We start from the raw sequence: 22,611 nt of genomic DNA on the forward strand, positions 1-22,611 counted from the left end.
CCCGCGCGCCCCATGCTGGGCGCAATAAAACATCAAAGCCGCCCAATGACCGCACGGATCGAACGACCGCTTTCACCACACCTGCAAGTCTACCGCGTGACGCTGACGATGGCGCTGTCCGTCGTCCATCGCGCCACCGGCATCGCCCTCTATTTCGGCACCCTGCTGCTCGCCTGGTGGCTGATTGCCGCGGCGTCGGGTCCTGCCGCCTATTCCCACGTGCAGGCCTTCACCGGCAGCTTCATCGGCCGGCTCATCGTGTTCGGGTACACCTGGGCGCTGATGCACCACCTGCTCAGCGGCATCAGGCATTTCGTCTGGGATCTCGGCTACGGCTTCAAGGCCAATGAGCGCGAGGCGCTGACCTGGGGCGCGCTGCTCGGCGGCATCGCGCTCACCCTGCTGATCTGGATCATCGCCTACGCGATCGGAGGCGGACGATGAGCGCAACGGAAACGACCAAGCGCAGCATGCGCACGCCGCTCGGCCGCGTCCACAATCTCGGCGCAGCGCATTCGGGCACCTCCGATTTCTGGCGCCAGCGCCTTACCGGCGTTGCGATGACGCTCTTGATCATCCCCGTGCTGGTGGTCGTCATGATGCTGATCGGCCGCAACCAGGCGGGTGCGGCACAGATTCTCGGCTCGCTGCCGATCGCCGTGATCCTGCTGCTCTTCATCTTCGCCAGCGCCTGGCACATGAAGATCGGCATGCAGGTCGTGATCGAGGACTACGTCCATAGCGAGAAGCTGAAGCTCGCTTCCATCATGCTCAACAATTTCTTCTCGATCGCGGTCGCGCTCGCCTCGACCTACGCGATCCTCAAACTTTCTTCCGGAGTGTAGCCCATGGCCACTGCCCAAAATGGCAAGGGAAGCGGCGCTGCGCCGGCGACCAGCAGCAAGGCCTATCCGATCGAGGACCACACCTATGACGTGGTCGTGGTGGGCGCCGGCGGCGCGGGCCTGCGCGCCGTCGTCGGCTGCAGCGAGGCCGGGCTGCGCACGGCCTGCATCACGAAGGTTTTCCCGACCCGCTCGCACACCGTCGCCGCCCAGGGCGGCATCTCGGCCGCGCTCGGCAACATGCACCAGGACGACTGGCGCTGGCACATGTACGACACCGTGAAGGGATCGGACTGGCTCGGCGACCAGGACGCGATCGAATACATGGTGCGCCACGCGCCCGAAGCCGTCTATGAGCTCGAGCATTGGGGCGTGCCATTCTCGCGTACCGAGGAGGGCAAGATCTACCAGCGCCCGTTCGGCGGCATGACCATGGACTACGGTAAGGGCCAGGCGCAGCGCACCTGCGCCGCCGCCGACCGCACCGGCCACGCCATGCTGCACACGATGTACGGCCAGTCGCTGCGTCACTCGGCCGAATTCTTCATCGAGTTCTTCGCCATCGACCTGATCATGGATGACCAGGGCGCCTGCCGTGGCGTGATCGCACTGAAGCTCGACGACGGTACGCTGCACCGCTTCCGCGCCCAGACCACCATCATGGCCACCGGCGGCTATGGCCGCATCTATTACTCCTGCACCGGTGCACACACCCAGACCGGAGATGGCAGCGGGATGGTGCTGCGCGCCGGCCTGCCGCTGCAGGACATGGAGTTCGTGCAGTTCCATCCGACCGGCATCTACGGCGCGGGCTGTCTCGTCACCGAAGGCGCGCGCGGCGAGGGCGGCTACCTCGTCAACTCCGAGGGCGAGCGCTTCATGGAGCGCTATGCGCCCTCTGCCAAGGACCTCGCCTCGCGCGACGTGGTCTCGCGCGCAATGACCGTCGAAATCCGCGAAGGCCGCGGCGTCGGCAAGAAGAAGGACCACATCTATCTGCACCTCGACCATCTCGACCCGAAGATATTGCAGGAACGGCTGCCGGGCATTTCGGAGTCGGCCCGGATCTTCGCCAATGTCGACGTGACGCGCGAGCCGATCCCGATCGTGCCGACGGCGCACTACAACATGGGCGGCATCCCCACCAACTTCCACGGCGAAGCGCTGACCAAGAAGAACGGCGACGAAAACTCCGTAGTGCCGGGACTGATGGCGGTGGGCGAAGCCGCCTGCGTGTCGGTGCATGGCGCCAACCGCCTCGGCTCCAATTCGCTGATCGACCTCGTGGTATTCGGCCGCGCCGCCGCACTGCGCTGCGCCGAGAAGCTGACGGCGAACGGCAAGCAGCCCGATCTGCCGTCGAACTCGGCCGATAAGGCCCTGAGCCGGCTCGATCGCTATCGCTACGCCTCGGGCGGCACGCCGACGGCGAAGCTGCGCGACAGCATGCAGCACGTGATGCAGAACAACTGCGCGGTGTTCCGCACCGGCGAAGTGCTGAACGAGGGCCACAATCTGATCCACAAGGTGCACGACGGGATCGCCGACGTCGGGACCTCCGACCGTTCGCTGGTCTGGAACACGGACCTGATCGAGACGCTGGAATTCGACAATCTGATCGCGCAGGCGGTGGTGACGATGGACTCCGCCGTCAACCGCACCGAGAGCCGCGGCGCGCATGCGCGCGAGGACTTTGCCGAGCGCGACGACAAGAACTGGATGAAGCACACGCTCGCCTGGCTCGACGAGGCCGGCAAGGTCGCGATCGACTACCGTCCGGTGCACAACTACACCATGACCAACGACGTGCAGTACATCCCGCCGAAGGCGCGCGTGTACTGATCACCACTCGTCATTGCCGGGCTCGACCCGGCAATCCATCCTTCGAAAGAAGATGGATGCGCGGTCGAGCCCGCGCATGACGAGAGAAACCAGAGGCTAGACTAATGGTCGAATTCGCACTTCCGAAGAATTCCAAGATCACCGGCGGCAAGACCTGGCCGAAGCCCGCGGGCGCGACCGAGCTCCGCGAATTCAAGATCTATCGCTGGAACCCGGACGACGGCAAGAATCCCAGCGTCGACACATATTACGTCGACACCCACGACTGCGGTCCGATGGTGCTGGACGGGCTGATCTGGATCAAGAACCACATCGATCCGACGCTGACCTTTCGCCGCTCCTGCCGCGAAGGCGTCTGCGGCTCCTGCGCGATGAACATCGACGGCCAGAACACGCTGGCCTGCACAAGGTCGATGCACGACGTCAAGGACGGCGCGGTCAAGATCAACCCGCTGCCGCACCAGCCCGTCGTGAAGGATCTGGTGCCGGACCTCACCAATTTCTACGCGCAATACGCCTCCATCGAACCGTGGCTGAAGACGACCTCGCCGACGCCACAGAAGGAATGGCGGCAGAGCCACGAGGACCGCGAGAAGCTCGACGGGCTCTACGAGTGCATCCTCTGCGCCTGCTGCTCGACCTCCTGCCCGAGCTACTGGTGGAACAGCGACCGCTATCTGGGACCCGCAGCCCTGCTGCAGGCCAATCGCTGGGTCTCGGACTCCCGGGATGAGGCGACCGGCGAGCGGCTCGACAATCTCGAGGATCCGTTCCGGCTCTATCGCTGCCACACCATCATGAACTGCGCCAAGGCCTGCCCGAAGGGCCTCAACCCGGCCGAAGCCATCGCCGAGCTGAAGCTGAAGCTGGTCGAGCGCCAGGTCTGACCGCCGCGTCCTGGGCAGGACGCTCAATCGCGCCCGCCAGGAGACGCGTCGTTGCGAAGCTGCGCCTCTCAACGGCAAGAACTGGGAGAGCGCTGCGACTTGAGACTTGACGCCCTCCATCCCGGAAAACGGATGCGCAAGGGTCCCGTCTCACAGACGATGGCAGACTGTCCAGGCCGTCCGCCATCGGCCTCGCCTGGAGTTGCCCGACCCCGGCGGCGGACTATCACATCGAGCCGCTTGCTGGTAGGTTCGGTCACGGATCCCCGCCGCCTCCCAGCAGTTCATGCTCAGCCATTTCGAACGACCGACCGAGAGACCGCCGACTCCTGGAAGGATCGCTTCTGACTTTGGCTTGCTGTACGCCTCGAACGGATTCATCGGCTGGCTCTTTGCCGCGACTGCGCCGGTGGCCATCATTCTGACCGTCGGTTCGCACGGCGGCCTTTCGGAAACCGAAATCGCCTCCTGGATCTTCGGGGTCTTCTTCGTCAACGGCCTCATCACCATCCTGTTCTGCTGGCTCTATCGGCAGCCATTGGCGTTCTTCTGGACGATTCCCGGCACGGTTCTGGTGGGACAGTCATTGGCTCACCTGACTTTCCCTCAGGTCGTTGGCGCCTACTACGTCACGAGCGCGCTCATGCTGGTGCTTGGCGCCACCGGCTGGGTCAAGCGCGCGATGGAGCTGGTGCCGCTTTCGATCGTGATGGGGATGGTGGCCGGGGTATTCCTCCGTTTCGGCCTCGATCTCGTCCATGCCGTCTTCGCGGACACTGCCATCGCGGGGTCGATGGTCGCGACCTGGCTGCTGCTGGCCTCGGCGCCGCGGTTCGGTCGCCGCTGCCCGCCGATCATCGGAGCGCTCCTGGTCGGCGCGCTTGCCGCGATCGTGCTCGGCCGATTCGAGGCTTCCTCGCAGCTACATTTCGAGTTGATCAGGCCGGTCGTTCAGGAGCCGACCTGGTCGGTCGCGGCGATCGTCGAACTGGTCGTGCCGCTGGCGATCACGGTCCTGGTCGTGCAGAATGGTCAGGGTTTTGCCGTCCTGAAAGCAGTAGGGCACAATCCGCCGGTCAATGCGGTGACGATCGCCTGCGGTGTCGGTGCAGCCGTCAGCGCCCTCGTCGGCGGCATCAGCACGTGCCTCACGGGGCCGACGAATGCCATCATCGTCGGCAGCGGCGAGCGTAAACGCCAATATGTCGCGGGCATCGTGGTCGGCGTCCTGGCGATCCTGTTCGGATTGCTGGCGCCGACTTTCACCCGACTGCTGCTCAATGCGCCAAGATCCTTCATCGCAGCGCTGGCGGGGCTCGCGATGTTGCGCGTGTTGCAGACGGCTTTCGTCACGGCGTTTGCCAACCGCTTCTCGCTCGGCGCGCTGGTGGCGTTCCTCGTCACGCTTGCCGACGTGCCGTTGTTGAACGTCGGAGCGGCTTTTTGGGGATTGGTCTGCGGCATCGTCATATCCCTCCTGCTGGAGCGCGCGGACTTTGCATCGGCGTCCTCGTCCTGAGGGAACTTCGCCAGTCACTTTAGCTTCCGGCAAAGAAGAAAAGGCGCAACATCCTCCGCATTGGAGTCGCCGGCAAAACCCGCTATGCCTGTGCCGCTTTGCAGAGGTCCCGACGCTTGACTCCCGACAATGATGCTTCGCCGGCGCCGTTCGGCGCGCTGGCGCCGAACGCGGCGCAGGCCGCGATCATCCGCCTTGCACGGCGCACGCGGCTGAAGCGCGGCGCGTTCCGCCCCTGGCTGTCGCGGCTGGTCAATTTGATGCGCGCGGGCCCCGTCGACGTGCAGTACCAGGGCGCCTCGTTCCGCTTCCATCACCAGGGCAGCGCGACCGAGCGCGGCGCGCTGTTCAATCCCGACTACAATCTCGAAGAGCTCGACTTCCTGCGCGGACACACGCCAGACGGCGGCGTATTCGTCGACGTCGGCGCCAATGTCGGCACCTTCGCGCTGGTGATGGCGCGCCACGTCGGGCCGCAAGGCAAGGTGATCGCGATCGAGCCGCATCCGGTCACTTTCGCGCGGCTGTCCTTCAACACGGCGGCCTCGGCATCGGCGCAGGTCCGCCTGGTGCAGGCGGCCGCGGGCGAGAGCGACGGCGAGTTGCTGATCGAGACCGACGGCGGCAATCTCGGCGCCAGCCACGTCGTGACGGGAACTGCCTCGGCCGCAGCCATCAAGGTGCCGTCACTGCGGCTCGCGCGGATTCTCGGCGAGGCCGGCGCGACGAAGGTCGACGCGCTGAAGATCGATGTCGAGGGATTCGAGGATCGCGTCCTGATCCCCTTCTTCAGGGAAGCGTCGCCCGCGCTGTGGCCGCGCGCGGTGGTGATCGAGCATCTGTCGCAAAAGGATTGGCGGGAGGATTGTATCGCCGACATGGTTGCGCGCGGGTTTGCGGTCACGAAGAAGACACGGAGCAATACTTTCCTCGCGCGTGGATGACCGCGAACGGAGGTTCCGATGATCGATCACATGGGCTTTTCGGTGTCCGACTATGAGCGCGCGAAAGCGTTCTACACCACGGCGCTGGCGCCGCTCGGCTACAGCCTGATCATGGAAGTGACGCAAGAGCAGACCGGCCACGATCCCGCGTGCGGCTTCGGCGCCGACGGCAAGCCGGATTTCTGGATCGGCGGCGAAGGCAAGCTGAACAAGCCGGTGCATGTCGCGATCCGCGCCCAGGACCGTGCCACGGTGGACGCGTTCTACAAGGCCGCGCTGGCGGCGGGTGGCCGCGACAACGGGCCGCCCGGCATCCGCGCGCATTATCACCCCAACTATTACGGCGCGTTCGTGCTCGATCCCGACGGGCACAACATCGAGGCGGTGTGCCACGCGCCGGCGTGATCCGATCACGGCGGGAACATCGCGGCACCGGCGACGTTGTGGTTGCGCATGACAATGACCGATGAGTGCCGATGCCGATCGAACCTCCGGAAATTCCGCCAGCAACGCCCGGACATCCGACCGAGCCGCCACCGGGAATCCCGCCGGGCAATCCGCGCCCCGACATTCCGACGCCGGTGCACGAACCCGGCGAATTGCCTCGGCCCGACGAATTGCCGGGACAAACGCCCGAGGAGATTCCATCTCGCGGACCGAACGGACCGGGCGCGTCCAATCCGGCGACGGATGCCGATTTGACGCAGGACGGCATGTGAGGCGATTGCAACATGCGCCTGAATGCGCAATGAACGTGCATGTCTTGCGCTGCTTCGCGTGCGGAAATAAATCGCCCCGCGCCTCGCCCGCCCGCCACAATCCGGCCTAACGCGTATCTGTTGATCGCCAGACCTTTCAAGAACCTTCGGGATCTCATCACCATGACTCACCTTCGCTTCGTGCTGCTCGCCACGACGGCTCTCACCGCGATGCAATTCGCAAGCTCCGCATCGCAGGCGCAGACCGCGCCGATCGTGGTCGCCCAGGCTCAGCCGCAAGGCGAAGTCGGGCCTGACGGAAAGCCGAAGCCGAAGGGACCCCCGGGCCCGCCGCCGCCCGCGGCCAAGCCGCCCTCGCCGCCTGCCGCGGCTCCGCCCCCTCCGCCTGCGCATCCGGCCACGCCGCCGCCTGCGGCCGCCCCGCCGCCGCGGCCTGCAGCCCCACCGCCGCCTCCACCGCCGCCAGCGCGTCCGACGCCGCCCTCACCGCCGCCCGTGACGCATCAGGCGCCTCCGCCACCGCCCCCGCCGCCGGCATCCTCCAAGCCGCCGACGCCGCCTCCGGCTGCGGCCCCGCAGCATCTGCCGCCACCTCCCTCGGCGCAGCCGCCGGCACGCGTGGCGCCGACTCCAACGCCTCAGCCCCTGCCGCCGCCTCCGGCGCCGACCACGCGCGCAACCCCGACCCCGACACCACCCCCACCGCCGCCACCTCCGCCCGCGGGACGGGTTGCACCTCTCCCGACGCCAGCTCCCACGGCCGCGCCGGCCCCGACCGGCACGCCACCGGCCGGGGGCGCGATGACGCCGCCCCCCGGACGCGCGGGCCCGCCGCCTGCGCCGGGGGCCACGCCCTCTCCGACCGGCACACCGCCGGCCGGCGGAGCCATTACACCGCCGCCCGGACGACAGGGTCAGCCGCCCGCGCCAGCCCCGACGGGATCGCCGACCCCGGCACCGACAGGTACGCCGCCCGCAGGTGGCGTCGTGACACCGCCCCCGGGCCGTCAGGGAGCCGGCGGGCCGCCCGCGGGCACAGCTCCGGGAGGCGCCCCGACCGCGGGCGCGCCCGGCCGCATCCCGGTCACCGGTCCAGGCGGCGCTCCGCCGCCCGCCGGCGCGCCCGTGACGCGTCCGCCCGCGCCGACGATTGCCGCTCCGCTGCCGCCACCCCCGCCGCCTTCTGCGCAGACGCTCACGCCGATCCCGCGAGGCGCCCCGCCGCAGGGACCGACGCGCATCGACGCCTTCCGCGGCGAGCGGCGCGAGACCGTGCAGGACGGACGCACCATCATCACCGAGCCCGGCCGCATCATCATCCGCGACCCCTCGGGCATGGCGATCGTGCGCCACGACGAGCTCGACCGCTTCCGTTACGGCGCGCGGGACATCCGCACCCAGCAGGTCGGCGGCGAGACCCGCACCGTCGTAATCCGTCCCGACGGCAGCGAGATCATCACCATCGTCGCTCCGGACGGACGTCTGCTGCGTCGTATCCGGCGCGACCCGATGGGCCGCGAGATCATCATCATCGACAACAGCTATCGCGACCCGCGCGCGTTCGGCGGATTCTATGTCGACCTGCCGCCGCCGATCGTGCGCATTCCCGCCAACCGCTACATCGTCGAGGCGGACGAGGCACCGCCGGAGCTGATCTACCAGACGATGATAGCACCGCCGGTGGACCGCATCGATCGCCGCTACACGCTCGACGAGGTCCGCTATTCGCCGAACGTGCGCATGCTGATGCCGAGCGTCGACGTCAACTCGATCAACTTCGAGACCGGTTCGTGGGACATCCCTCCCGACCAGGCCGCGAAGCTGCAGGCGATCGCCGACGGCCTCAACCGCGCGATCCAGGCCAACCCCCGCGCGGTGTTCCTGATCGAAGGCCACACCGATGCGGTCGGCAACGAGACCGACAATCTATCGCTGTCGGACCGCCGCGCCGAATCGGCCGCCACGCTGCTCACCCAGCAGTTCGGCGTGCCAGCGGAGAACCTGACGTCGCAGGGCTATGGCGAGCAGTATCTGAAGGAGCAGACGCAGGGCCCGAGCCGCATCAACCGCCGTGTCACCGTCCGCAACATCACGCCGCTGCTCAACGGCGGGCAGGCCTCGCTGCCGCCGCCCCCGCCCGGCACCACGCCGCCGCGCTGAGACGACGCGTCAGACATGCAAATGGCCGGGAGCGATCCCGGCCATTTTTGTAGCTCGCGCGAATCGTAGCCCGGATGGAGCGCAGCGCAATCCGGGGTCTTGCCGTATGGTGAGCATCCCGGATTGCGCTTCGCTCCATCCGGGCTACGAACGCCTCACGCCTTGTCGCTCTCCAGCCTGAATATCTGCGAGCCCTCGCCGCCCGCGAGCAGGCCGTTCTTCGTATAGAGGTTGAGCTTGGCGCGGGTGTCGGCGATGTCGAGATTGCGCATGGTCAGCTGGCCGATGCGGTCGGCCGGCGTGAACGGGGCGTCCTCCACCTTCTCCATGCTCAGCCGCTCCGGCGCATAGGTCAGGTTGGGGCTCTCGGTGTTCAGGATCGAATAATCATTGCCGCGCCGCAGTTCGAGCGTCACCTCGCCGGTCACCGCGCGCGCCACCCAGCGCTGCGCCGTCTCGCGCAGCATCAGCGCCTGGGAGTCGAACCATCGTCCCTGGTACAAGAGCCGGCCGAGCCGCATGCCGCTGATCCGGTATTGCTCGATGGTGTCCTCGTTGTGGATCCCGGTGACCAGCCGCTCGTAGGCGACATGCAGCAGGGCCATGCCGGGCGCCTCGTAGATGCCGCGGCTCTTGGCCTCGATGATGCGGTTCTCGATCTGGTCGCTCATGCCGAGGCCGTGCCGGCCGCCGACGGTGTTGGCCTCGAGGAACAGCGCGACCGGATCGACGAAGGTCTTGCCGTTCAGCGCCACCGGCTGGCCCTCCTCGAAGCGCACGACGACCTTCTCGGCCTTGACGACGCAATCGTCGCGCCAGAACGGCACGCCCATGATGGGGTTGACGATCCTGATGCCGCTGTCGAGGCTTTCGAGATCCTTGGCCTCATGGGTGGCGCCGAGCAAATTGCTGTCGGTCGAGTACGCCTTCTCGGCGCTCATCTTGTAGGCAAAGCCGCTGGCGGTCATGAACGCCGACATTTCCGCACGCCCGCCGAGTTCGTCGATGAATTGCTGGTCGAGCCACGGCTTGTAGATCCGCAGGCTCGGATTGGTCAGCAGGCCGTAGCGATAGAACCGCTCGATGTCGTTGCCCTTGAAGGTGGAGCCGTCGCCCCAGATGTTGACGCCGTCCTCCTGCATGGCCGCGACCAGCATCGTGCCGGTCACCGCGCGGCCGAGCGGCGTGGTGTTGAAATAGGTCAGGCCGCCGGTGGAGACGTGGAAGGCACCTGACTGGATCGCGGCGATGCCTTCGTGGACCAGTTGCGTGCGGCAATCCACGAGGCGGGCGTTTTCGGCGCCGAACTCCAGCGCCTTGCGCGGAATCTCGTTGTAATCGGCTTCGTCGGGCTGACCGAGATTGGCGGTATAGGCAAAAACGCGCGCGCCCTTCTGCTTCATCCACAGCAGCGCCGCGCTGGTGTCGAGGCCGCCCGAGAAGGCGATGCCGACTTTTTCCCCCTTGGGCAGGCTCTTCAGAATCGTACTCATGGGAAGCGTCCAATCGGTCGAGAATGGCTGATGCCGCGTGCGGCTCGAGGGGGCGAATAACAAATTTCGCAGCCAGGGGCACGCGTTTAATCGCGGCCGGCGCGGAGCTTCACGGCGAGGGCGCGGGTCCTGTCCTGCGGCCGAACAGGCGCCGGCGCAGCCGGTAGCCCGGCCAGGCAATCCGGGTCAGGAGGGCGTCGATGGCGGCGTCGGACGGGGTCGTCTTCGGCCAGCGGTAAATCAGCGCGTGAGCAAGCCAGATCACCAGGAAGGTGACGAGACCAGCGACCGCCACGTCGGTGAAGAAGTGTCCGCCGAAGGCCATGCGCAGCGCGCTGGTCAGGGCGCCGAACAGCGTCGCGCCGGCATAGGCGAGCGGCCGCAACGCCGGCGGAGCCAGCGCGGCCGGTGCCAACGTCCAGAATGCGGTGGCGCCCTCACCGGAGAAGAACGAGCAGTTGCGGCCGCAGCCGCCGCGCGGATCCCACCACGGCACGAATTGCTGGTTGCCGGCGAACTCCGTCACCACGACGGGCCGCGGCCGGCCCCAATAGGACTTGAAGGTGAGATTGGTGAGCACGCCGGCCGACAGGGCCAGCGTCGCCAACAGGAAGACGATGGTGCGGCCCTTGATCATCAGCGGCCGGTCCGGGCGGATCAGCTTGACCACGAGAGCCACGATCGAGGGCAACGCGAATGCCCACGCGATCCACATCGCGGCGTCGCGCGCAAAGCCGGCAAAGCCGCTCAGCTTGAGCGGAAAGCTCCTGGTCTCGGGATCGAAGAACAGGCTGGCGAGCTTGAGATCGAGTTCGGGATAGAGGCCGAACACCAGCCCAATCACGACCCACAGCGCCAGCGCGATGAAAAGTCCGGTCCGGTTCATGGCGCGCGGTTTAGCCGAGGCGGCAGCGCATGAAAACCCCACCATCGTCATTCCGAGGGCGCGCGCTCACGGCGCGTCCGGCCTCGACGCCGACGGCAGCGGCGGCGGCGGTTTCGGCGGCGGGACGGGATGCCGCCAGGCGCCGGCGCTGCGGCCGGCGATCATCCAGTAGACCGCGCCCGCGACGATGCCCGCACCCGTCATGATTTCGAGGTGGCGCCGCACGATGCCGGAGAACTGCAGCGTCTCGGGGTCGAAGGGAACGAGGCCGAGATAGCAGGCGAGACCCACGAGGCCGCCGCCGACGGCATAGGCCAGCGCGCTGCGGATGTAGAACGCCTCGGTGATCGCCACGATGACCATCGCCGGCAACAGCGCGAAACCCGAGACGAAGATGAAGCCGAAGCCCAACAGCACGTCGATCGTGCCCTGGTCGACCGGACCCGAGCCGAGATCCGAAAACTCCGGAAACAGCAGCGCCGCGACGACGATCATGCCGCCGACGAGGCATGCGGCGAGAAAGCCGATGAAGATGACGATGAGGCGGCCGATCAGTGCCATGAGACGCTTGCCCGGATTGACGTCATTGCGAGGAGCGAAGCGACGAAGAAATTCAGATTCTCTCCGCGGAGAAATTCTGGATTGCTTCGCTGCGCTCGCAATGACGAATTGCGACGGCGGGCGCGCACGGCCTCAATCCGTCATCGCCATGGCGCGCAGCGCCTGGCGTTCGCGCGCCGAGAGTTTTTCGGTCTCCGACTTGAGCTGGCCGCAGGCGGCGAGGATGTCGCGGCCACGCGGCGTGCGCACCGGCGAGGAATAACCGGCGTTGAAGATGTATTCGGAGAATTTTTCGATCTGGTCCCAGTCCGAGCATTCGTAGGCCGTGCCGGGCCAGGGATTGAACGGGATCAGATTGATCTTGGCCGGGATGCCCTTGAGCATCTTCACCAGGAGCCTGGCGTCATCGAGCGAATCGTTGACGCCCTTGAGCATGACGTATTCGAAGGTGATGCGGCGCGCGTTCGAAGCGCCGGGATAGTCGCGGCAGGCCTGCAGCAATTCCGCGATCGGATATTTGCGATTGAGCGGCACGAGCTCGTTGCGCAGCTCGTCGCGCACGGCGTGCAGCGAGATCGCGAGCATCACCCCGATCTCCGCGCCGGCACGGACGATGTTCGGCACCACGCCCGATGTCGACAGCGTGATGCGGCGGCGCGAGATGCCGATGCCCTCGTTGTCGGCGACGATCAAGAGCGCATCGCGCACCGCGTCGAAATTATAGAGCGGCTCGCCCATGCCCATCATCACGATGTTGGTGACGAGGCGCGCGCCGTTCTCGCGATCGGCCCAGTCGTTGAGGCGGTCGCGCGCCACCATCACCTGGCCAACGATCTCGCCTGCGGTGAGGTTTCGCACCAGGCGCTGCGTGCCGGTGTGGCAGAAGGCGCAGTTCAGCGTGCAGCCGACCTGGGAGGAGACGCACAAGGTGCCGCGATCGGTCTCCGGGATGTAGACGCACTCGACCTCGTGCGGCCTTTCGAGATTGCTGCCGCTCGGCAGGCGCAAGAGCCATTTGCGGGTGCCGTCGTTGGAGATCTGCTCGGCCACGACTTCGGGACGATCGACGGTGAAGTGCTTTGCGAGCTCGGCGCGGATGTCCTTCGAGATCGAGGTCATCTCGTCGAAATTCCTGGCGCCGCGGAAGTAGATCCAGTGCCACAATTGCTGCACTCGCATCTTGCGCTGCGCTACCTTCACCCCGATCTCGCCGAGCCGCTCGCCGAGCTCGGTGCGCGACAGCCCGATCAGCGATGGCTTCGTCGGCGGCACGTAGGTTTCGAGCGGAGTCTTCTCCACTAGGAGTGTGTTCTGCTGCGCGATCGTCGATTGCATGCGTCGGCCTAGGATGACTGGTGTTCGTCCTGCCCGGGCTTGTCCCAGGGATCCACGCCTTGCTTCGAATGCGTTGGCACGTGGATGGCCGGGTCAAGCCCGGCCATGACGACTGAAACTTCGGAACGCCCCTTATATAGCAACCGGAACCAGGATTGCGACTGCCGCCTGCAGTCCCGTCGCCTGCAGTATCCTGACGTCTGCCGTCCTACCGCCTGCAATCCTGGGCGATCCTGTCGAGTGCCTGGGCGAGGCCCTTCAGCGAGAAGACGTCGGTGGTCTCCGTCCCCTTGGCGGAGACGCCCTTGACCACGAGATCGGCGGAGCGGCGCATGGCCTCGACCATCCGCTCTTCCTCGGCGGCGTTCTTGATCCAGAGGCCGTCGCCCTGCGTGTACATCGCATAGGAGCCGCCGCCGACCTCCAGGATCGATTCCGAGCCCGGCTTCAGCGCGTAACCGATCATGACCGAGACCTCGTTGACGACCTTTTCGGACGGCCGGGTCGAGACGAAGGCATAGGCGGGATCGCGCGGCCGGTTCGGCGGATTGGTCTTCGACGACGAGGGCTTCGCGAGCGCAAAGCAGACCTTCTTGCCGTTGGGCGATGCCGTATAGGCGCCCCAGGTGCCGAACTGGCCGATCAGGGTCGGCTCGGCCCCGCCCGCAACCGTGCCGGGAAGTGCCGGCGGCCTGCTCTCGGGCTTTGCGGCGGTCTTTGCATCCTTGGCGGGCTTCGCAGCAGCTTTCGGCGCCGGTTGCGCCGTCTGCGCCTGCGCGAGATCGACGATCCCGCATGCCGCCACTCCGGTCATCAAAGCTAAAAGCACCCGCCACATGCTGGAGTGGTTCCCTCAATATTGTGACTGGAAGATGGCCCCAATGCGCTTTGTCCCCGCGGCAGGGATAGCCGGGAAAGCGCTTTTTGGGAAGGCAGTTACGAACCGCTCATTGCTTGCTCCGCGCGGCGCGCTGCGCGGCCCATTGTTCGTCGGTCCAATGCAGCAGGTCCTCCGCGCCGGAGCTGCGCAGATGCGCGCCGCCATCGATCGCCACCATCTCGCCATTGATATAGCCCGCGCGGTCGGAGATCAGGAAACTGGCGAGATCGGCCAGCTCGCCATGTTCGCCGGTGCGGCCCAGCGGGTTGCGCGACGTCCAGCCCTCATCGCGACCTTCCGGCCGCAATTGCCCGGTGGCACCGGCCGTCGGAAACGGTCCCGGCGCGATCGCCACGGTGCGGATGCCTTTCGGGCCCCACTCCACCGCAAGGCTCTTGGTCATCGCCAGCAGCGCCGACTTCGCCATGGCGGAGGGAACCGTGAAGGCGCGACCGGTAATGGTCGAGGTCGACAGGATCGAGAGCACGACGCCGCGATGCCCGGCCTCGATCCAGCGCTTCCCCGCCGCGAGCGTGCAATACATCGCACCGTGCAGCGTCGGGGCCAGGATCGCGTCCGCCGCGCGGAACGAAAGATGCTCGGTCTGCGCGATGAAGGTCGCCGCCGCATTGTTGACGAGCACGTCGAGCGGCGCCTCGCGCCAGATCCGATCCATCATGCCATCGACGGCACCGCCGTCGCGGATATCGCAACCGACGGTCGTGACCTTGCCGCCGGTCTGCGCGTGCATGTCAGCCGCGGCGGCCTCGAGCCGATCGAGCTTGCGGCCGCAGATCACGAGCTCGGCGCCAAGCGCGAGGAAGCGGCGCCCCATCGCCGCACCCAGCCCCGAGCCGCCGCCGGTCACCAGGATGCGCTTGCCCTTGAGCAGACCTGTTTCAAACATCGTTTGAATCCTCCCTTCACCGTCATTGCGAGCGAAGCGAAACAATCCAGCATGCACCCGCAGGCGGCAGTCTGGATTGCTTCGTCGCTATCGCTCCTCGCAAAGACGGAGGATAGACCGGTGCACGGCCTCCGACAAAGAAACCGGATTGTCGGGGGGCTTCAAATCCGGCATGAAGCAGGCAAATTATAGTGCTGCCCTCGAAGAGCCAGTTCCCGAAACGCCAGGTGTGTCCATGAAAGCCATTCTCTGCTCGCAATATTGCCAACCCGACGATCTCGTGCTGGCCGACGTGCCGGAGCCGGTGGCCGGACCGGGTGAGGCCGTGATCGCGATCAAGGCGGCGGCGCTGAACTTCTTCGACATCCTGATGATCCAGGGCAAGTACCAGATCAAGCCGCCGTTCCCGTTCTCGCCGGCGGCCGAGGTCGCGGGCGTGATCGAAAGCATCGGTTCCGGCGTGACCGGTCTCAAGGTCGGCGATCGCGTCGTGGCGTCCTGCGGTCATAACGGCGCGCGCGAGAAGATCGCGCTGCCTGCAAACGCGATCGTCAGGATTCCCGACAATCTCGACTACGATCGCGCCGCCGGCATCATCATCACCTACGGCACGGCGCTGCATGCGCTGGAGGATCGCGCGAGCCCGAAGCCGGGCGAGACGCTCGCGGTGCTGGGCGCGGCCGGCGGCACCGGGCTTGCCGCCTGCGAGCTCGGCAAGCAGATGGGCTTGAAGGTGATCGCCTGCGCGTCCTCGGACGAGAAGCTCGCCTTCGCCAAGGCGCACGGCGCCGAGCTGACGCTCAACTACGCCAAGGAGGACTTGAAGGAGGGCCTGCGCAAGCTCACGGGCGGCAAGGGCGTCGACATCATCTTCGATCCGGTCGGCGGCGCCTACGCCGAAGCGGCCTTGCGCTCGATCGCCTGGGAAGGACGCTTCCTCGTCATCGGCTTCGCCGCCGGCGACATTCCGAAGATGCCGCTCAACCTCGCGCTGTTGAAGGGCTGCGACATCCGCGGCGTGTTCTGGGGCGCGTGGACCAAGCTCAATCCAGAGAAAAACCGCGCCAATCTCGAGAAGCTCGTGAAGTGGACGGCGGAGGGTAACATCTCCTCCCACGTCGACCGCACCTTCCCGCTGGCGCAGACCGCGGATGCTCTGAAAGTGCTCGCCGGCCGTCAGGCCATGGGCAAGGTGATCCTGCATCCGTAAATGTGGCGGCGGCGCGCCGTCATCATCCATGACGCGCGACGGCCATGCGCGGGACAGGCCCGCGCATGATCATGATGATGTGCTTTTGAAGCAAATGCGTTCGTTCCCGCGATCAACCTGCGCCGGGCGCAACTCAACCAGAGCGCGCAAAATTGTGATGCATTTCGCGAGAGCGCCCAAATCAAACCCAAATATCTCCCAATTCGCGCAAACCGCCGTCGTCTTTTGGGCTGATTCAGACTGCGTTTTATAGGTTCCAGTTTGCGGGGCGCTTCTGGGCAAGAGCAAGAAGACTGGACCTGAGGATGCCCCGGCGTTGCGTCAGTAATGGGGAGCATCACCATGGAGACGACGGCCTACCGTCAGTCCAGAGAGTCGAGGGCAATCGACTTCGATCAAGACACAGACCGCCCACAGACCGCGCCTTACAGCTTCGGGCGCGCTGACCGGGCCTACCAGCCGCATCACGATCCGATGCCGCTCTTTCTGTCCGATCCCGAAGGCGAGCCGTATCCGCAGGAATTCGTCGCCACGCAGGCCAAGCCCAGCATCGTGCCGCGCATTCTCGCGGGCGTACTGGCGGCGGCCACGGTCGCGTTCCTGGCCGCGCTGTACCAGTCCGACATCGTGCGCCTGTTCGCCGTCGACGCCAAGGCTTTGGCCAGCGGCGCGGCAACCGAGCAGGCGGTGGCCGCGCCCGTCACGCCACCGGTGCGCCAGATTCCGCTGAAGGACCCGGCCCGCGTCTCGAGCCCGATGCTGGCGAGCGCCGAAGCGGCGCCGGCCGCGATGCCCGCGGCGCCCGCAGCGATGCCGGCGGCGCCTAGCCGCGAAGCGATCGCGACCGCCTATCAGTCCGCGCTGCAGGCCCAGTCGCCCGTTCCGGCGCCGGTCGCGGCGGCGGCGCCGCCGCCGGAGGCAAGCGCTCCCGCCAGGACGCTCGACGCCGACACGCTAGCCGGCCTGATGACACGGGCCAAGAGCCTGATGGCCGTCGGCGACATCGCCGCCGCACGGCTCCTGCTCGAGCGCGCGGCCAATGCGCAGGACGGCACCGCGGCGTTCATGCTGGCACAGACCTATGATCCGGCCGTGCTCGGCACCAACGACATAAGGAGCATCACCGGCGATCCGGCGGTTGCGCGCAGCTGGTACCAGAAAGCGGCGCAGTTCGGATCATCCGAGGCGCGGCAGCGCCTGACCCAACTTCAGAACTGAACACTCCACGCGAGCAGGGGACACCATGCGTTACGTTCTTAGGATGGCGCTTGCCGCCATGATGACGATCTTTGCCTTCTCGGCGCAAGCCGCCGAGACTGAGTACGACCCGAGCAAGGTCTCCGACAGCCTGAAGGCGATCTTCCAGTTCGGTTCGACCCAGACCAAGCAGGCGCTCAACGCCAACACCGTGACGCTGATCACGGGCACGATCGGCGGCACCTACGTGCAGTTCGGCGCCGACCTCGCTTCCGTGCTGGACGACGGCAACAAACTGCGCGTGCTTCCGATCGTCGGCCGCGGCTCGGTGCAGAGCGTCGCCGACATCCTGTTCCTGCAGGGCGTCGACCTCGGCGTCGTGCGCGCCGACACGCTCGACTATCTCGAGCGCAAGGGCTTCGCCAGCGACATCAAGAAGCAGTTCACCTACGTGACCAAGCTCTACAATGAGGAGATGCAGGTCATCGCGCCGAAATCGATCCGCAGCCTGAAGGATCTCGAAGGCAAGACGGTGAGCGTCGACCTGCCGAACGGCGGCACCTTCGTGACCGCGCTGACGGTGTTCGAGCGGCTCGGGATGAAGGCCAACGTCGTCTACATCGAGCAGCGCATCGCGATGGAGAAGCTGAAGGCCGGCGAGATCGACGCCGTGATCGTCGTCGGCGGCAAGCCGTACAAGTCGGTCTCGACCTTCAACAATGACGGCCGCTTCCATCTGGCGAACGTCGACTATGCAAAACCGCTGCAGAGCGACTATCTGCCGGCGACGCTGACCGCGAAGGACTATCCCAACCTCATCAAGGAGGGGGAGACGGTCGACACGATCGCGGTGCCGGCGGTGCTCGCCGCCTACAACTGGGCGCCGAAGACCGACCGCTATCGCAAGCTCGCGCTGTTCGTGGACGCCTTCTTCACCAAGTTCCCGGCGCTGCAGAAGCCGCCTTTCCATCCCAAGTGGAAGGAAGTCTCGCTCGCGGCGCCGCTCGCCGGCTGGAACAGATTGCCGGTGGCCCAGCAATGGCTCGACCAGCACGGCGTCGAACCGGTCACGCGGCAGCGCTTCGAGACCTTCCTGAGGCAGAACCCGGCGGCCGCGAAGGTGGTGCAGTCGGACGCGGACCGGGAGGCGCTGTTCAAGCAGTTCCAGGCCTGGGAGGCCGAGAACAACGCCCGCGACAACAATGCGCGCGCGCAGGTGCGTCCGGGCAAGTAGGCGGATCGCCGTCATTGCGAGAAGCGAAGCGGCGAAGCAATCCAGACTGTATCCGCGGATGCAGTTCTGGATTGCTTCGCGTCGCTCGCAATGACGGTGTTGATGGACTCGCGCCTTGCGACCGCCATAAACCAACGACGGCGCGTGTGCGGAGTTCCTACGTAGCCTCCGCCTCGCCGATGCCGCGCTTCAGCGCGGCGCGAGCGGCATCGCGGTGATCGGACGTGATGTGGCTGGCGACGAGTCGCAGCGCGGTCGCCAGAATCGCGGCGTCGTCGGTGAAGCCGAGCATCGGCAGCATGTCCGGAACGAAATCGAACGGCAGGATGAAATAGGCGATCGCTCCGAGCAGCGAAGCCTGCACGTGCCGGGGCGTCTGCTTGTCGAAGGCGCAGTAATAGGCGGCGAGCAGATCCTCGGCGAACGGCAGCTGCGCGACCACACGCTTCAGCTTCTGCCAGAAGCGCCGGCGCACGCTCTCGCGATCTTCCGCCAGCCGGTCGGCCGGCTCGAAGCCGACGCTGTGATCGGCGGCCATGGTCAATCTCCCCGTTCGGGCCGGCGCGGCCCTCGAGGCGGCGTCCGACGCTGCCCAAGAGATGGGGATGCGTGCCTGCCCCGCAAGGCGTCAGGCCACGCCGAGCTGGCCGGCAATTGCGTTCATGGCCTTGGCGAGTTCGACGTCGAGCGCCGTGACGCCGCCGGCATCATGGGTCGCCAGCACCACCTCGACGGTCCGGTAGACGTTGCGCCATTCGGGATGGTGATCCATCTTCTCGGCAACGAGCGCCACCCGCGCCATGAAGCCGAAGGCCTGGTTGAAGTCCTTGAAGGCGAAGGTCTTGCCGATCGCCTCCCGTCCCGGGGCCTCGGTCCAGCCCGCAAGCCCGGCCAGGGCCTGCTTCCGTGCCTCCGTCGACAGCCGCTCCGCCATGACAACCTCCGTGTTCAGGGAAACATTACCCTAACACCGCACTTTCGCCCGGGTTCATACGGGGTCTTCGTCCATCCGCTAACCATGACGCAGATGTAATTCCCGATCTCAAGAAATTTGCTACAAGTAGAAGGGTAGACGAATTGGCAAGATCAACCTTGGCACGATCAACCTTGGCACGATGAAACTGAGCCTGAAGCGATTGTTTGCCAGATCGATGACCGGCGAGTTCGTCCAGACGCCGCCGGCACCGACGTCGCCGCGATCGGCGGCGCGGAACGGCGTGCTCATCTCCATCGCCGGCGTCCTGGCCATCATCGGCGTGCTCGCCGGCGGCTATTACTTCGCCATGCGCCCGGTGACCCTGAAGATCGCGGTCGGACCGGCCAACAGCGACGACGTCAAGGTCGTGCAAGCGCTGACGCAGGCCTTCGTGCAGAACCGCGGCTATGTGCGGCTGCGGCCGATCCAGACCGAGGGCGCGACCGCGAGCGCCGAGGCCCTCGCGGAGAACAAGGCCGACCTCGCCATCGTGCGCGGCGATCTCGACGTGCCGAAGAACGCGCAGGCGGTTGCGACCCTGCGCAAGAACGTCGTCGTGCTGTGGGTGCCGCCCGGCAAGGGCAAGAAGAAGGGCGCCAAGATCACCAAGATCCCGCAGCTCGCCGGCCACCGCGTCGGCGTGGTCGGCAGGACGCAGGCCAACGTCAACGTGCTCAAGGTGATCCTGCAGCAATACGGCGTCGATCCCGCCAAGGTGGAGATCGTGCAATTCCCGGCGAACGAGGCCGCCGAGATGATCCGCGGCCAGAAGGCCGATGCCTATCTCGCCGCCGGCCCCGTCAACAGCAAGATCACGGCGGATGCGATCGCCGCCTCCACCAGGGAAGGCGGCGTTCCCACTTTCCTGGCGATCGATTCGGCGGATGCGATCGCGCAAAACCATCCGATCTACGAGGCGGCCGACATTCCCGCAGGCACCTATGGCGGATCGCCGGACAGGCCCGAGGAAGAGGTCAAGACCATCGGCTTCGCCCATCACATCGTGGCGCGCAAAGGCCTCTCCGAGACCACGGTCGCGGCGTTCACCCGGCAGCTATTCGCGGTTCGCCAGCAAGTGATGACGGAATTCCCGCTCGCGGCGAAGATCGAAACTCCCGACACCGACAAGGATGCCGTGATTCCCGTGCATCCCGGCGCCGCCGCCTTCGTCGACGGCGAGGAAAAGACCTTCCTCGACAGGTACAGCGATTACATCTGGTGGAGCCTGATGGCGCTCTCGGCCATGGGCTCGGTCGGCGCCTGGTTTGCCGGCTACCTCAAGAAGGACGAGCGCGACAACAACAGCCATCTGCGCGACCGGCTGCTGGACATGATCACGGCCGCTCGGCGCGCCGAGACGACCGACGAGCTCGACCTCATGCAGAGCGAGGCCGACGACATCCTGCGCGACACGCTCCGCTGCTACGACGACGGCGCCATCGAGGAGGGCGCACTCACCGCCTTCAACATCGCGCTCGATCAATTCCATGCCGCGGTTGCCGACCGCAAGGCGGTGCTGCTCAGCCTGCCGCAGAACCTGCAGCGCGCCGGCGCGCAATTCCGCGCGGCCGGCAACGCATAGCCGCGTCGCCGGCGCTATCGCCGCGTCACATGATCACCGGATGGCGTTTGCCTCGAGCAGCGCCGCCTCCAGCTCCTCGCTCGAGCAGGGCTTTTGCAGCCGCGGCTGGCCCGCGAACTCCTGCGAAATCCCCGTCTCGGCATCATAGCCGGTAACGAAGACGAATGGAATCTTCAGCGCGAGCAGCCGCTCCGCGATCGCAAAGCTCTTCTCGCGAACGAGCTCGACGTCCAGCAGCGCAAAGTCGGGCGCACGTTCCGCAATCGCGTCCAGCGCCCGCGCCACCGACGCCACCGTCCGGACCGTGCGGACGCCAAAACCCATGAGCCGTTCCTCGAAATCGATCGCGATGATCGGATCGTCTTCGACGATCAGGACATCGGCAGGACACGCTGGGCGGTCTGGGGAAGCGCGGTCCATGTTCTCGTCTTTGAGGTCGGTGAATTGGCGAGCAGAACAGCCGCGGTCCAACGCCTGCATCCAGCGCATCGGAGGGTTCCTGGAACGAACCCATCACAGCGCGGTTTCCCTGTCTGTCTACTTGTGCACACAAGTGGCGAGGGGAGCTCGATAGGGTGGGGAAAGGAGAACGAGTCTTCGATGGATGCGCGTATCGCCAGAGCCAACGAGATCGCCAGCCGGCCCTACAACAACCTGTTGCGGCGACTGAATGCTGCCGACTATGCGCTGGTCGCGCCGCATCTCACCGGCGACAAGGCCGCCGCGAACGATCTGCTCTACAATCCCGGCGACGCCGTCGAGGTCGTTCATTTCCCCTGCGGGCCTGCACTCGCGACGTTCCTCGTGCCCAACGAGGACGGCCGCGACGTCGAGACCATCCTGATCGGCCGCGAGGGCGCGGTCGGCGGCATCGTCAGCCACGGATTTCTGCCGGCCTACACACGGATCTCGGTGAAGTTTGGCGGGCCGTTCGCGCGAATTCACGTCGGCAGGCTCGAAGCCGCGAAGGCGCGCTCGCCATCCCTGCGCAACATCTTCGCCCGCTACGCCGACTGCATGCTGGCGCAGATCTTCCAGTCGACTGCGTGCAATGCCATCCATTCGATCGAGCAGCGCACCGCCAAATGGATCCTGGCGGCGATGGAGCGGACCGACGGCGACGACAGCGTGCCGCTGACGCATGAGCAACTCGCAAACCTGCTCGGGGTCGGCCGCAGCTATGCCAGCCGCGTGATCCAGTCGTTCAAGGCGGAAGGCATCCTCGACACGCGGCGCGGCTCGATCCAGGTGCGTAGTCGCGACGGGCTGAAGCTGCGCGCCTGCCTGTGCAACGACGCCGTCAGGAACCATTTCGAGGAGGTGCTGAGCGGCGTCTATCCGACCGAGGGGGTCAACCCGAACGCCGGCGAAACGTCAAGCGCCCCCTAAGCCCCGAGGATCCCCCGGCAAAATTCAGTCAACCAACCGGTAAAG

At 66.2% G+C, this 22,611-nt stretch carries 23 protein-coding genes; 14 read left to right on the forward strand and 9 right to left on the reverse strand.

What is annotated here, in order from left to right; genetic code table 11:
* The first annotated feature begins 45 nt into the window (after nt 1–45).
* From sdhC to KGM94_RS00165, 9 genes are all read left to right on the forward strand, one after another.
* Nucleotides 46–444: a succinate dehydrogenase, cytochrome b556 subunit gene (gene sdhC / locus KGM94_RS00125; protein ID WP_300253658.1), complete on the forward strand. Its 399-nt coding sequence runs from the start codon at nt 46–48 to the stop codon at nt 442–444.
* Nucleotides 441–845, forward strand: coding sequence for a succinate dehydrogenase, hydrophobic membrane anchor protein (gene sdhD, locus KGM94_RS00130; protein ID WP_300253659.1), 405 nt, complete (start codon nt 441–443; stop codon nt 843–845). The genes sdhC and sdhD overlap by 4 nt, the downstream gene beginning before the upstream one ends.
* Nucleotides 846–848: 3 nt before the next feature.
* Nucleotides 849–2,687, forward strand: a complete 1,839-nt coding sequence (sdhA, locus tag KGM94_RS00135) for a succinate dehydrogenase flavoprotein subunit (protein ID WP_300253661.1) — start codon at nt 849–851, stop codon at nt 2,685–2,687.
* Between the two features lie 104 nt (nt 2,688–2,791).
* The gene (locus KGM94_RS00140; RefSeq protein WP_300253663.1) at nt 2,792–3,574 is read left to right on the forward strand and encodes a succinate dehydrogenase iron-sulfur subunit; all 783 of its coding nucleotides are present in this window, start codon (nt 2,792–2,794) and stop codon (nt 3,572–3,574) included.
* Between the two features lie 355 nt (nt 3,575–3,929).
* Nucleotides 3,930–5,093: a benzoate/H(+) symporter BenE family transporter gene (locus KGM94_RS00145; RefSeq protein ID WP_366526201.1), complete on the forward strand. Its 1,164-nt coding sequence runs from the start codon at nt 3,930–3,932 to the stop codon at nt 5,091–5,093.
* A gap of 116 nt (nt 5,094–5,209) precedes the next feature.
* The gene (locus KGM94_RS00150) at nt 5,210–6,037 is read left to right on the forward strand and encodes an FkbM family methyltransferase (protein WP_300253665.1); all 828 of its coding nucleotides are present in this window, start codon (nt 5,210–5,212) and stop codon (nt 6,035–6,037) included.
* A gap of 18 nt (nt 6,038–6,055) precedes the next feature.
* Nucleotides 6,056–6,442: a VOC family protein gene (locus tag KGM94_RS00155; RefSeq protein WP_300253666.1), complete on the forward strand. Its 387-nt coding sequence runs from the start codon at nt 6,056–6,058 to the stop codon at nt 6,440–6,442.
* 71 nt (nt 6,443–6,513) lie between these two features.
* Nucleotides 6,514–6,756: a hypothetical protein gene (locus KGM94_RS00160; RefSeq protein WP_300253668.1), complete on the forward strand. Its 243-nt coding sequence runs from the start codon at nt 6,514–6,516 to the stop codon at nt 6,754–6,756.
* Between the two features lie 162 nt (nt 6,757–6,918).
* On the forward strand, nt 6,919–8,916 hold the full coding sequence (locus KGM94_RS00165) for an OmpA family protein (protein ID WP_300253670.1): 1,998 nt from the start codon (nt 6,919–6,921) through the stop codon (nt 8,914–8,916).
* A 155-nt stretch (nt 8,917–9,071) separates the two neighbouring features.
* On the opposite strand, the gene argG is transcribed toward KGM94_RS00165, so the two are convergent.
* The 6 genes from argG to KGM94_RS00195 form a co-directional block, all read right to left on the reverse strand.
* Nucleotides 9,072–10,409, reverse strand: coding sequence for an argininosuccinate synthase (gene argG / locus KGM94_RS00170; RefSeq protein ID WP_300253671.1), 1,338 nt, complete (start codon nt 10,407–10,409; stop codon nt 9,072–9,074).
* 109 nt (nt 10,410–10,518) lie between these two features.
* Nucleotides 10,519–11,295, reverse strand: a complete 777-nt coding sequence (locus KGM94_RS00175) for a phosphatase PAP2 family protein (protein WP_300253778.1) — start codon at nt 11,293–11,295, stop codon at nt 10,519–10,521.
* A gap of 66 nt (nt 11,296–11,361) precedes the next feature.
* A complete protein-coding gene (locus KGM94_RS00180) occupies nt 11,362–11,856 on the reverse strand; it encodes a hypothetical protein (RefSeq protein WP_300253673.1) in 495 nt (164 codons plus the stop codon).
* Between the two features lie 132 nt (nt 11,857–11,988).
* Entirely contained in the window at nt 11,989–13,191 is a 1,203-nt protein-coding gene (gene rlmN / locus KGM94_RS00185; protein WP_300253675.1) for a 23S rRNA (adenine(2503)-C(2))-methyltransferase RlmN, read from the reverse strand.
* 208 nt (nt 13,192–13,399) lie between these two features.
* Nucleotides 13,400–14,029: an invasion associated locus B family protein gene (locus KGM94_RS00190; RefSeq protein ID WP_300253677.1), complete on the reverse strand. Its 630-nt coding sequence runs from the start codon at nt 14,027–14,029 to the stop codon at nt 13,400–13,402.
* Between the two features lie 109 nt (nt 14,030–14,138).
* On the reverse strand, nt 14,139–14,978 hold the full coding sequence (locus KGM94_RS00195; protein WP_300253680.1) for an SDR family oxidoreductase: 840 nt from the start codon (nt 14,976–14,978) through the stop codon (nt 14,139–14,141).
* Between the two features lie 235 nt (nt 14,979–15,213).
* Here KGM94_RS00195 and KGM94_RS00200 point away from each other — a divergent pair, with 235 nt between their 5' ends.
* The 3 genes from KGM94_RS00200 (at nt 15,214) to KGM94_RS00210 (ending at nt 18,619) form a co-directional block, all read left to right on the forward strand.
* Nucleotides 15,214–16,188, forward strand: a complete 975-nt coding sequence (locus KGM94_RS00200) for an NADPH:quinone oxidoreductase family protein (RefSeq protein WP_300253682.1) — start codon at nt 15,214–15,216, stop codon at nt 16,186–16,188.
* A gap of 342 nt (nt 16,189–16,530) precedes the next feature.
* Nucleotides 16,531–17,406 carry a hypothetical protein gene (locus KGM94_RS00205; protein ID WP_300253684.1) on the forward strand — a complete coding sequence of 292 codons (876 nt, stop codon included), beginning with the start codon at nt 16,531–16,533 and terminating at the stop codon, nt 17,404–17,406.
* Nucleotides 17,407–17,431: 25 nt separating this feature from the next.
* Nucleotides 17,432–18,619 (forward strand): TAXI family TRAP transporter solute-binding subunit, encoded by a 1,188-nt coding sequence (locus KGM94_RS00210; protein WP_300253686.1) that lies wholly within the window; start codon nt 17,432–17,434, stop codon nt 18,617–18,619.
* Nucleotides 18,620–18,776: 157 nt separating this feature from the next.
* Here the strand turns inward: KGM94_RS00210 and KGM94_RS00215 are convergent, their stop codons facing one another.
* Nucleotides 18,777–19,157: a YkvA family protein gene (locus KGM94_RS00215; protein WP_300253688.1), complete on the reverse strand. Its 381-nt coding sequence runs from the start codon at nt 19,155–19,157 to the stop codon at nt 18,777–18,779.
* A 90-nt stretch (nt 19,158–19,247) separates the two neighbouring features.
* Complete coding sequence (locus KGM94_RS00220; protein ID WP_300253780.1) at nt 19,248–19,571, reverse strand: 4a-hydroxytetrahydrobiopterin dehydratase; 324 nt, start codon at nt 19,569–19,571, stop codon at nt 19,248–19,250.
* Between the two features lie 163 nt (nt 19,572–19,734).
* Here KGM94_RS00220 and KGM94_RS00225 point away from each other — a divergent pair, with 163 nt between their 5' ends.
* The gene (locus KGM94_RS00225; RefSeq protein WP_300253691.1) at nt 19,735–21,177 is read left to right on the forward strand and encodes a TAXI family TRAP transporter solute-binding subunit; all 1,443 of its coding nucleotides are present in this window, start codon (nt 19,735–19,737) and stop codon (nt 21,175–21,177) included.
* A gap of 33 nt (nt 21,178–21,210) precedes the next feature.
* On the opposite strand, the gene KGM94_RS00230 is transcribed toward KGM94_RS00225, so the two are convergent.
* Nucleotides 21,211–21,597, reverse strand: a complete 387-nt coding sequence (locus KGM94_RS00230) for a response regulator (protein WP_300253693.1) — start codon at nt 21,595–21,597, stop codon at nt 21,211–21,213.
* Between the two features lie 180 nt (nt 21,598–21,777).
* On the opposite strand from KGM94_RS00230, the gene KGM94_RS00235 reads away from it, so the two are divergent.
* On the forward strand, nt 21,778–22,566 hold the full coding sequence (locus KGM94_RS00235; protein WP_300253695.1) for a Crp/Fnr family transcriptional regulator: 789 nt from the start codon (nt 21,778–21,780) through the stop codon (nt 22,564–22,566).
* Nucleotides 22,567–22,611: the final 45 nt, after the last annotated feature.

The organism is Bradyrhizobium sp. (assembly GCF_028868675.1).
GTDB lineage: Bacteria > Pseudomonadota > Alphaproteobacteria > Rhizobiales > Xanthobacteraceae > Bradyrhizobium.

Coding starts and splice junctions, on each gene's coding strand:
- KGM94_RS00165 (WP_300253670.1), top strand. CDS start 6,919: ATGACTCACCTTCGCTTCGTGCTGCTCGCCACGACGGCTCTCACCGCG.
- sdhD (WP_300253659.1), top strand. CDS start 441: ATGAGCGCAACGGAAACGACCAAGCGCAGCATGCGCACGCCGCTCGGC.
- KGM94_RS00230 (WP_300253693.1), bottom strand. CDS start 21,597: ATGGACCGCGCTTCCCCAGACCGCCCAGCGTGTCCTGCCGATGTCCTG.
- KGM94_RS00200 (WP_300253682.1), top strand. CDS start 15,214: ATGAAAGCCATTCTCTGCTCGCAATATTGCCAACCCGACGATCTCGTG.
- KGM94_RS00205 (WP_300253684.1), top strand. CDS start 16,531: ATGGAGACGACGGCCTACCGTCAGTCCAGAGAGTCGAGGGCAATCGAC.
- KGM94_RS00175 (WP_300253778.1), bottom strand. CDS start 11,295: ATGAACCGGACCGGACTTTTCATCGCGCTGGCGCTGTGGGTCGTGATT.
- KGM94_RS00140 (WP_300253663.1), top strand. CDS start 2,792: ATGGTCGAATTCGCACTTCCGAAGAATTCCAAGATCACCGGCGGCAAG.
- rlmN (WP_300253675.1), bottom strand. CDS start 13,191: ATGCAATCGACGATCGCGCAGCAGAACACACTCCTAGTGGAGAAGACT.
- KGM94_RS00155 (WP_300253666.1), top strand. CDS start 6,056: ATGATCGATCACATGGGCTTTTCGGTGTCCGACTATGAGCGCGCGAAA.
- KGM94_RS00225 (WP_300253691.1), top strand. CDS start 19,735: ATGAAACTGAGCCTGAAGCGATTGTTTGCCAGATCGATGACCGGCGAG.
- KGM94_RS00195 (WP_300253680.1), bottom strand. CDS start 14,978: ATGTTTGAAACAGGTCTGCTCAAGGGCAAGCGCATCCTGGTGACCGGC.
- KGM94_RS00180 (WP_300253673.1), bottom strand. CDS start 11,856: ATGGCACTGATCGGCCGCCTCATCGTCATCTTCATCGGCTTTCTCGCC.
- KGM94_RS00215 (WP_300253688.1), bottom strand. CDS start 19,157: ATGGCCGCCGATCACAGCGTCGGCTTCGAGCCGGCCGACCGGCTGGCG.
- sdhC (WP_300253658.1), top strand. CDS start 46: ATGACCGCACGGATCGAACGACCGCTTTCACCACACCTGCAAGTCTAC.
- KGM94_RS00160 (WP_300253668.1), top strand. CDS start 6,514: ATGCCGATCGAACCTCCGGAAATTCCGCCAGCAACGCCCGGACATCCG.
- KGM94_RS00210 (WP_300253686.1), top strand. CDS start 17,432: ATGCGTTACGTTCTTAGGATGGCGCTTGCCGCCATGATGACGATCTTT.
- KGM94_RS00235 (WP_300253695.1), top strand. CDS start 21,778: ATGGATGCGCGTATCGCCAGAGCCAACGAGATCGCCAGCCGGCCCTAC.
- KGM94_RS00190 (WP_300253677.1), bottom strand. CDS start 14,029: ATGTGGCGGGTGCTTTTAGCTTTGATGACCGGAGTGGCGGCATGCGGG.
- sdhA (WP_300253661.1), top strand. CDS start 849: ATGGCCACTGCCCAAAATGGCAAGGGAAGCGGCGCTGCGCCGGCGACC.
- argG (WP_300253671.1), bottom strand. CDS start 10,409: ATGAGTACGATTCTGAAGAGCCTGCCCAAGGGGGAAAAAGTCGGCATC.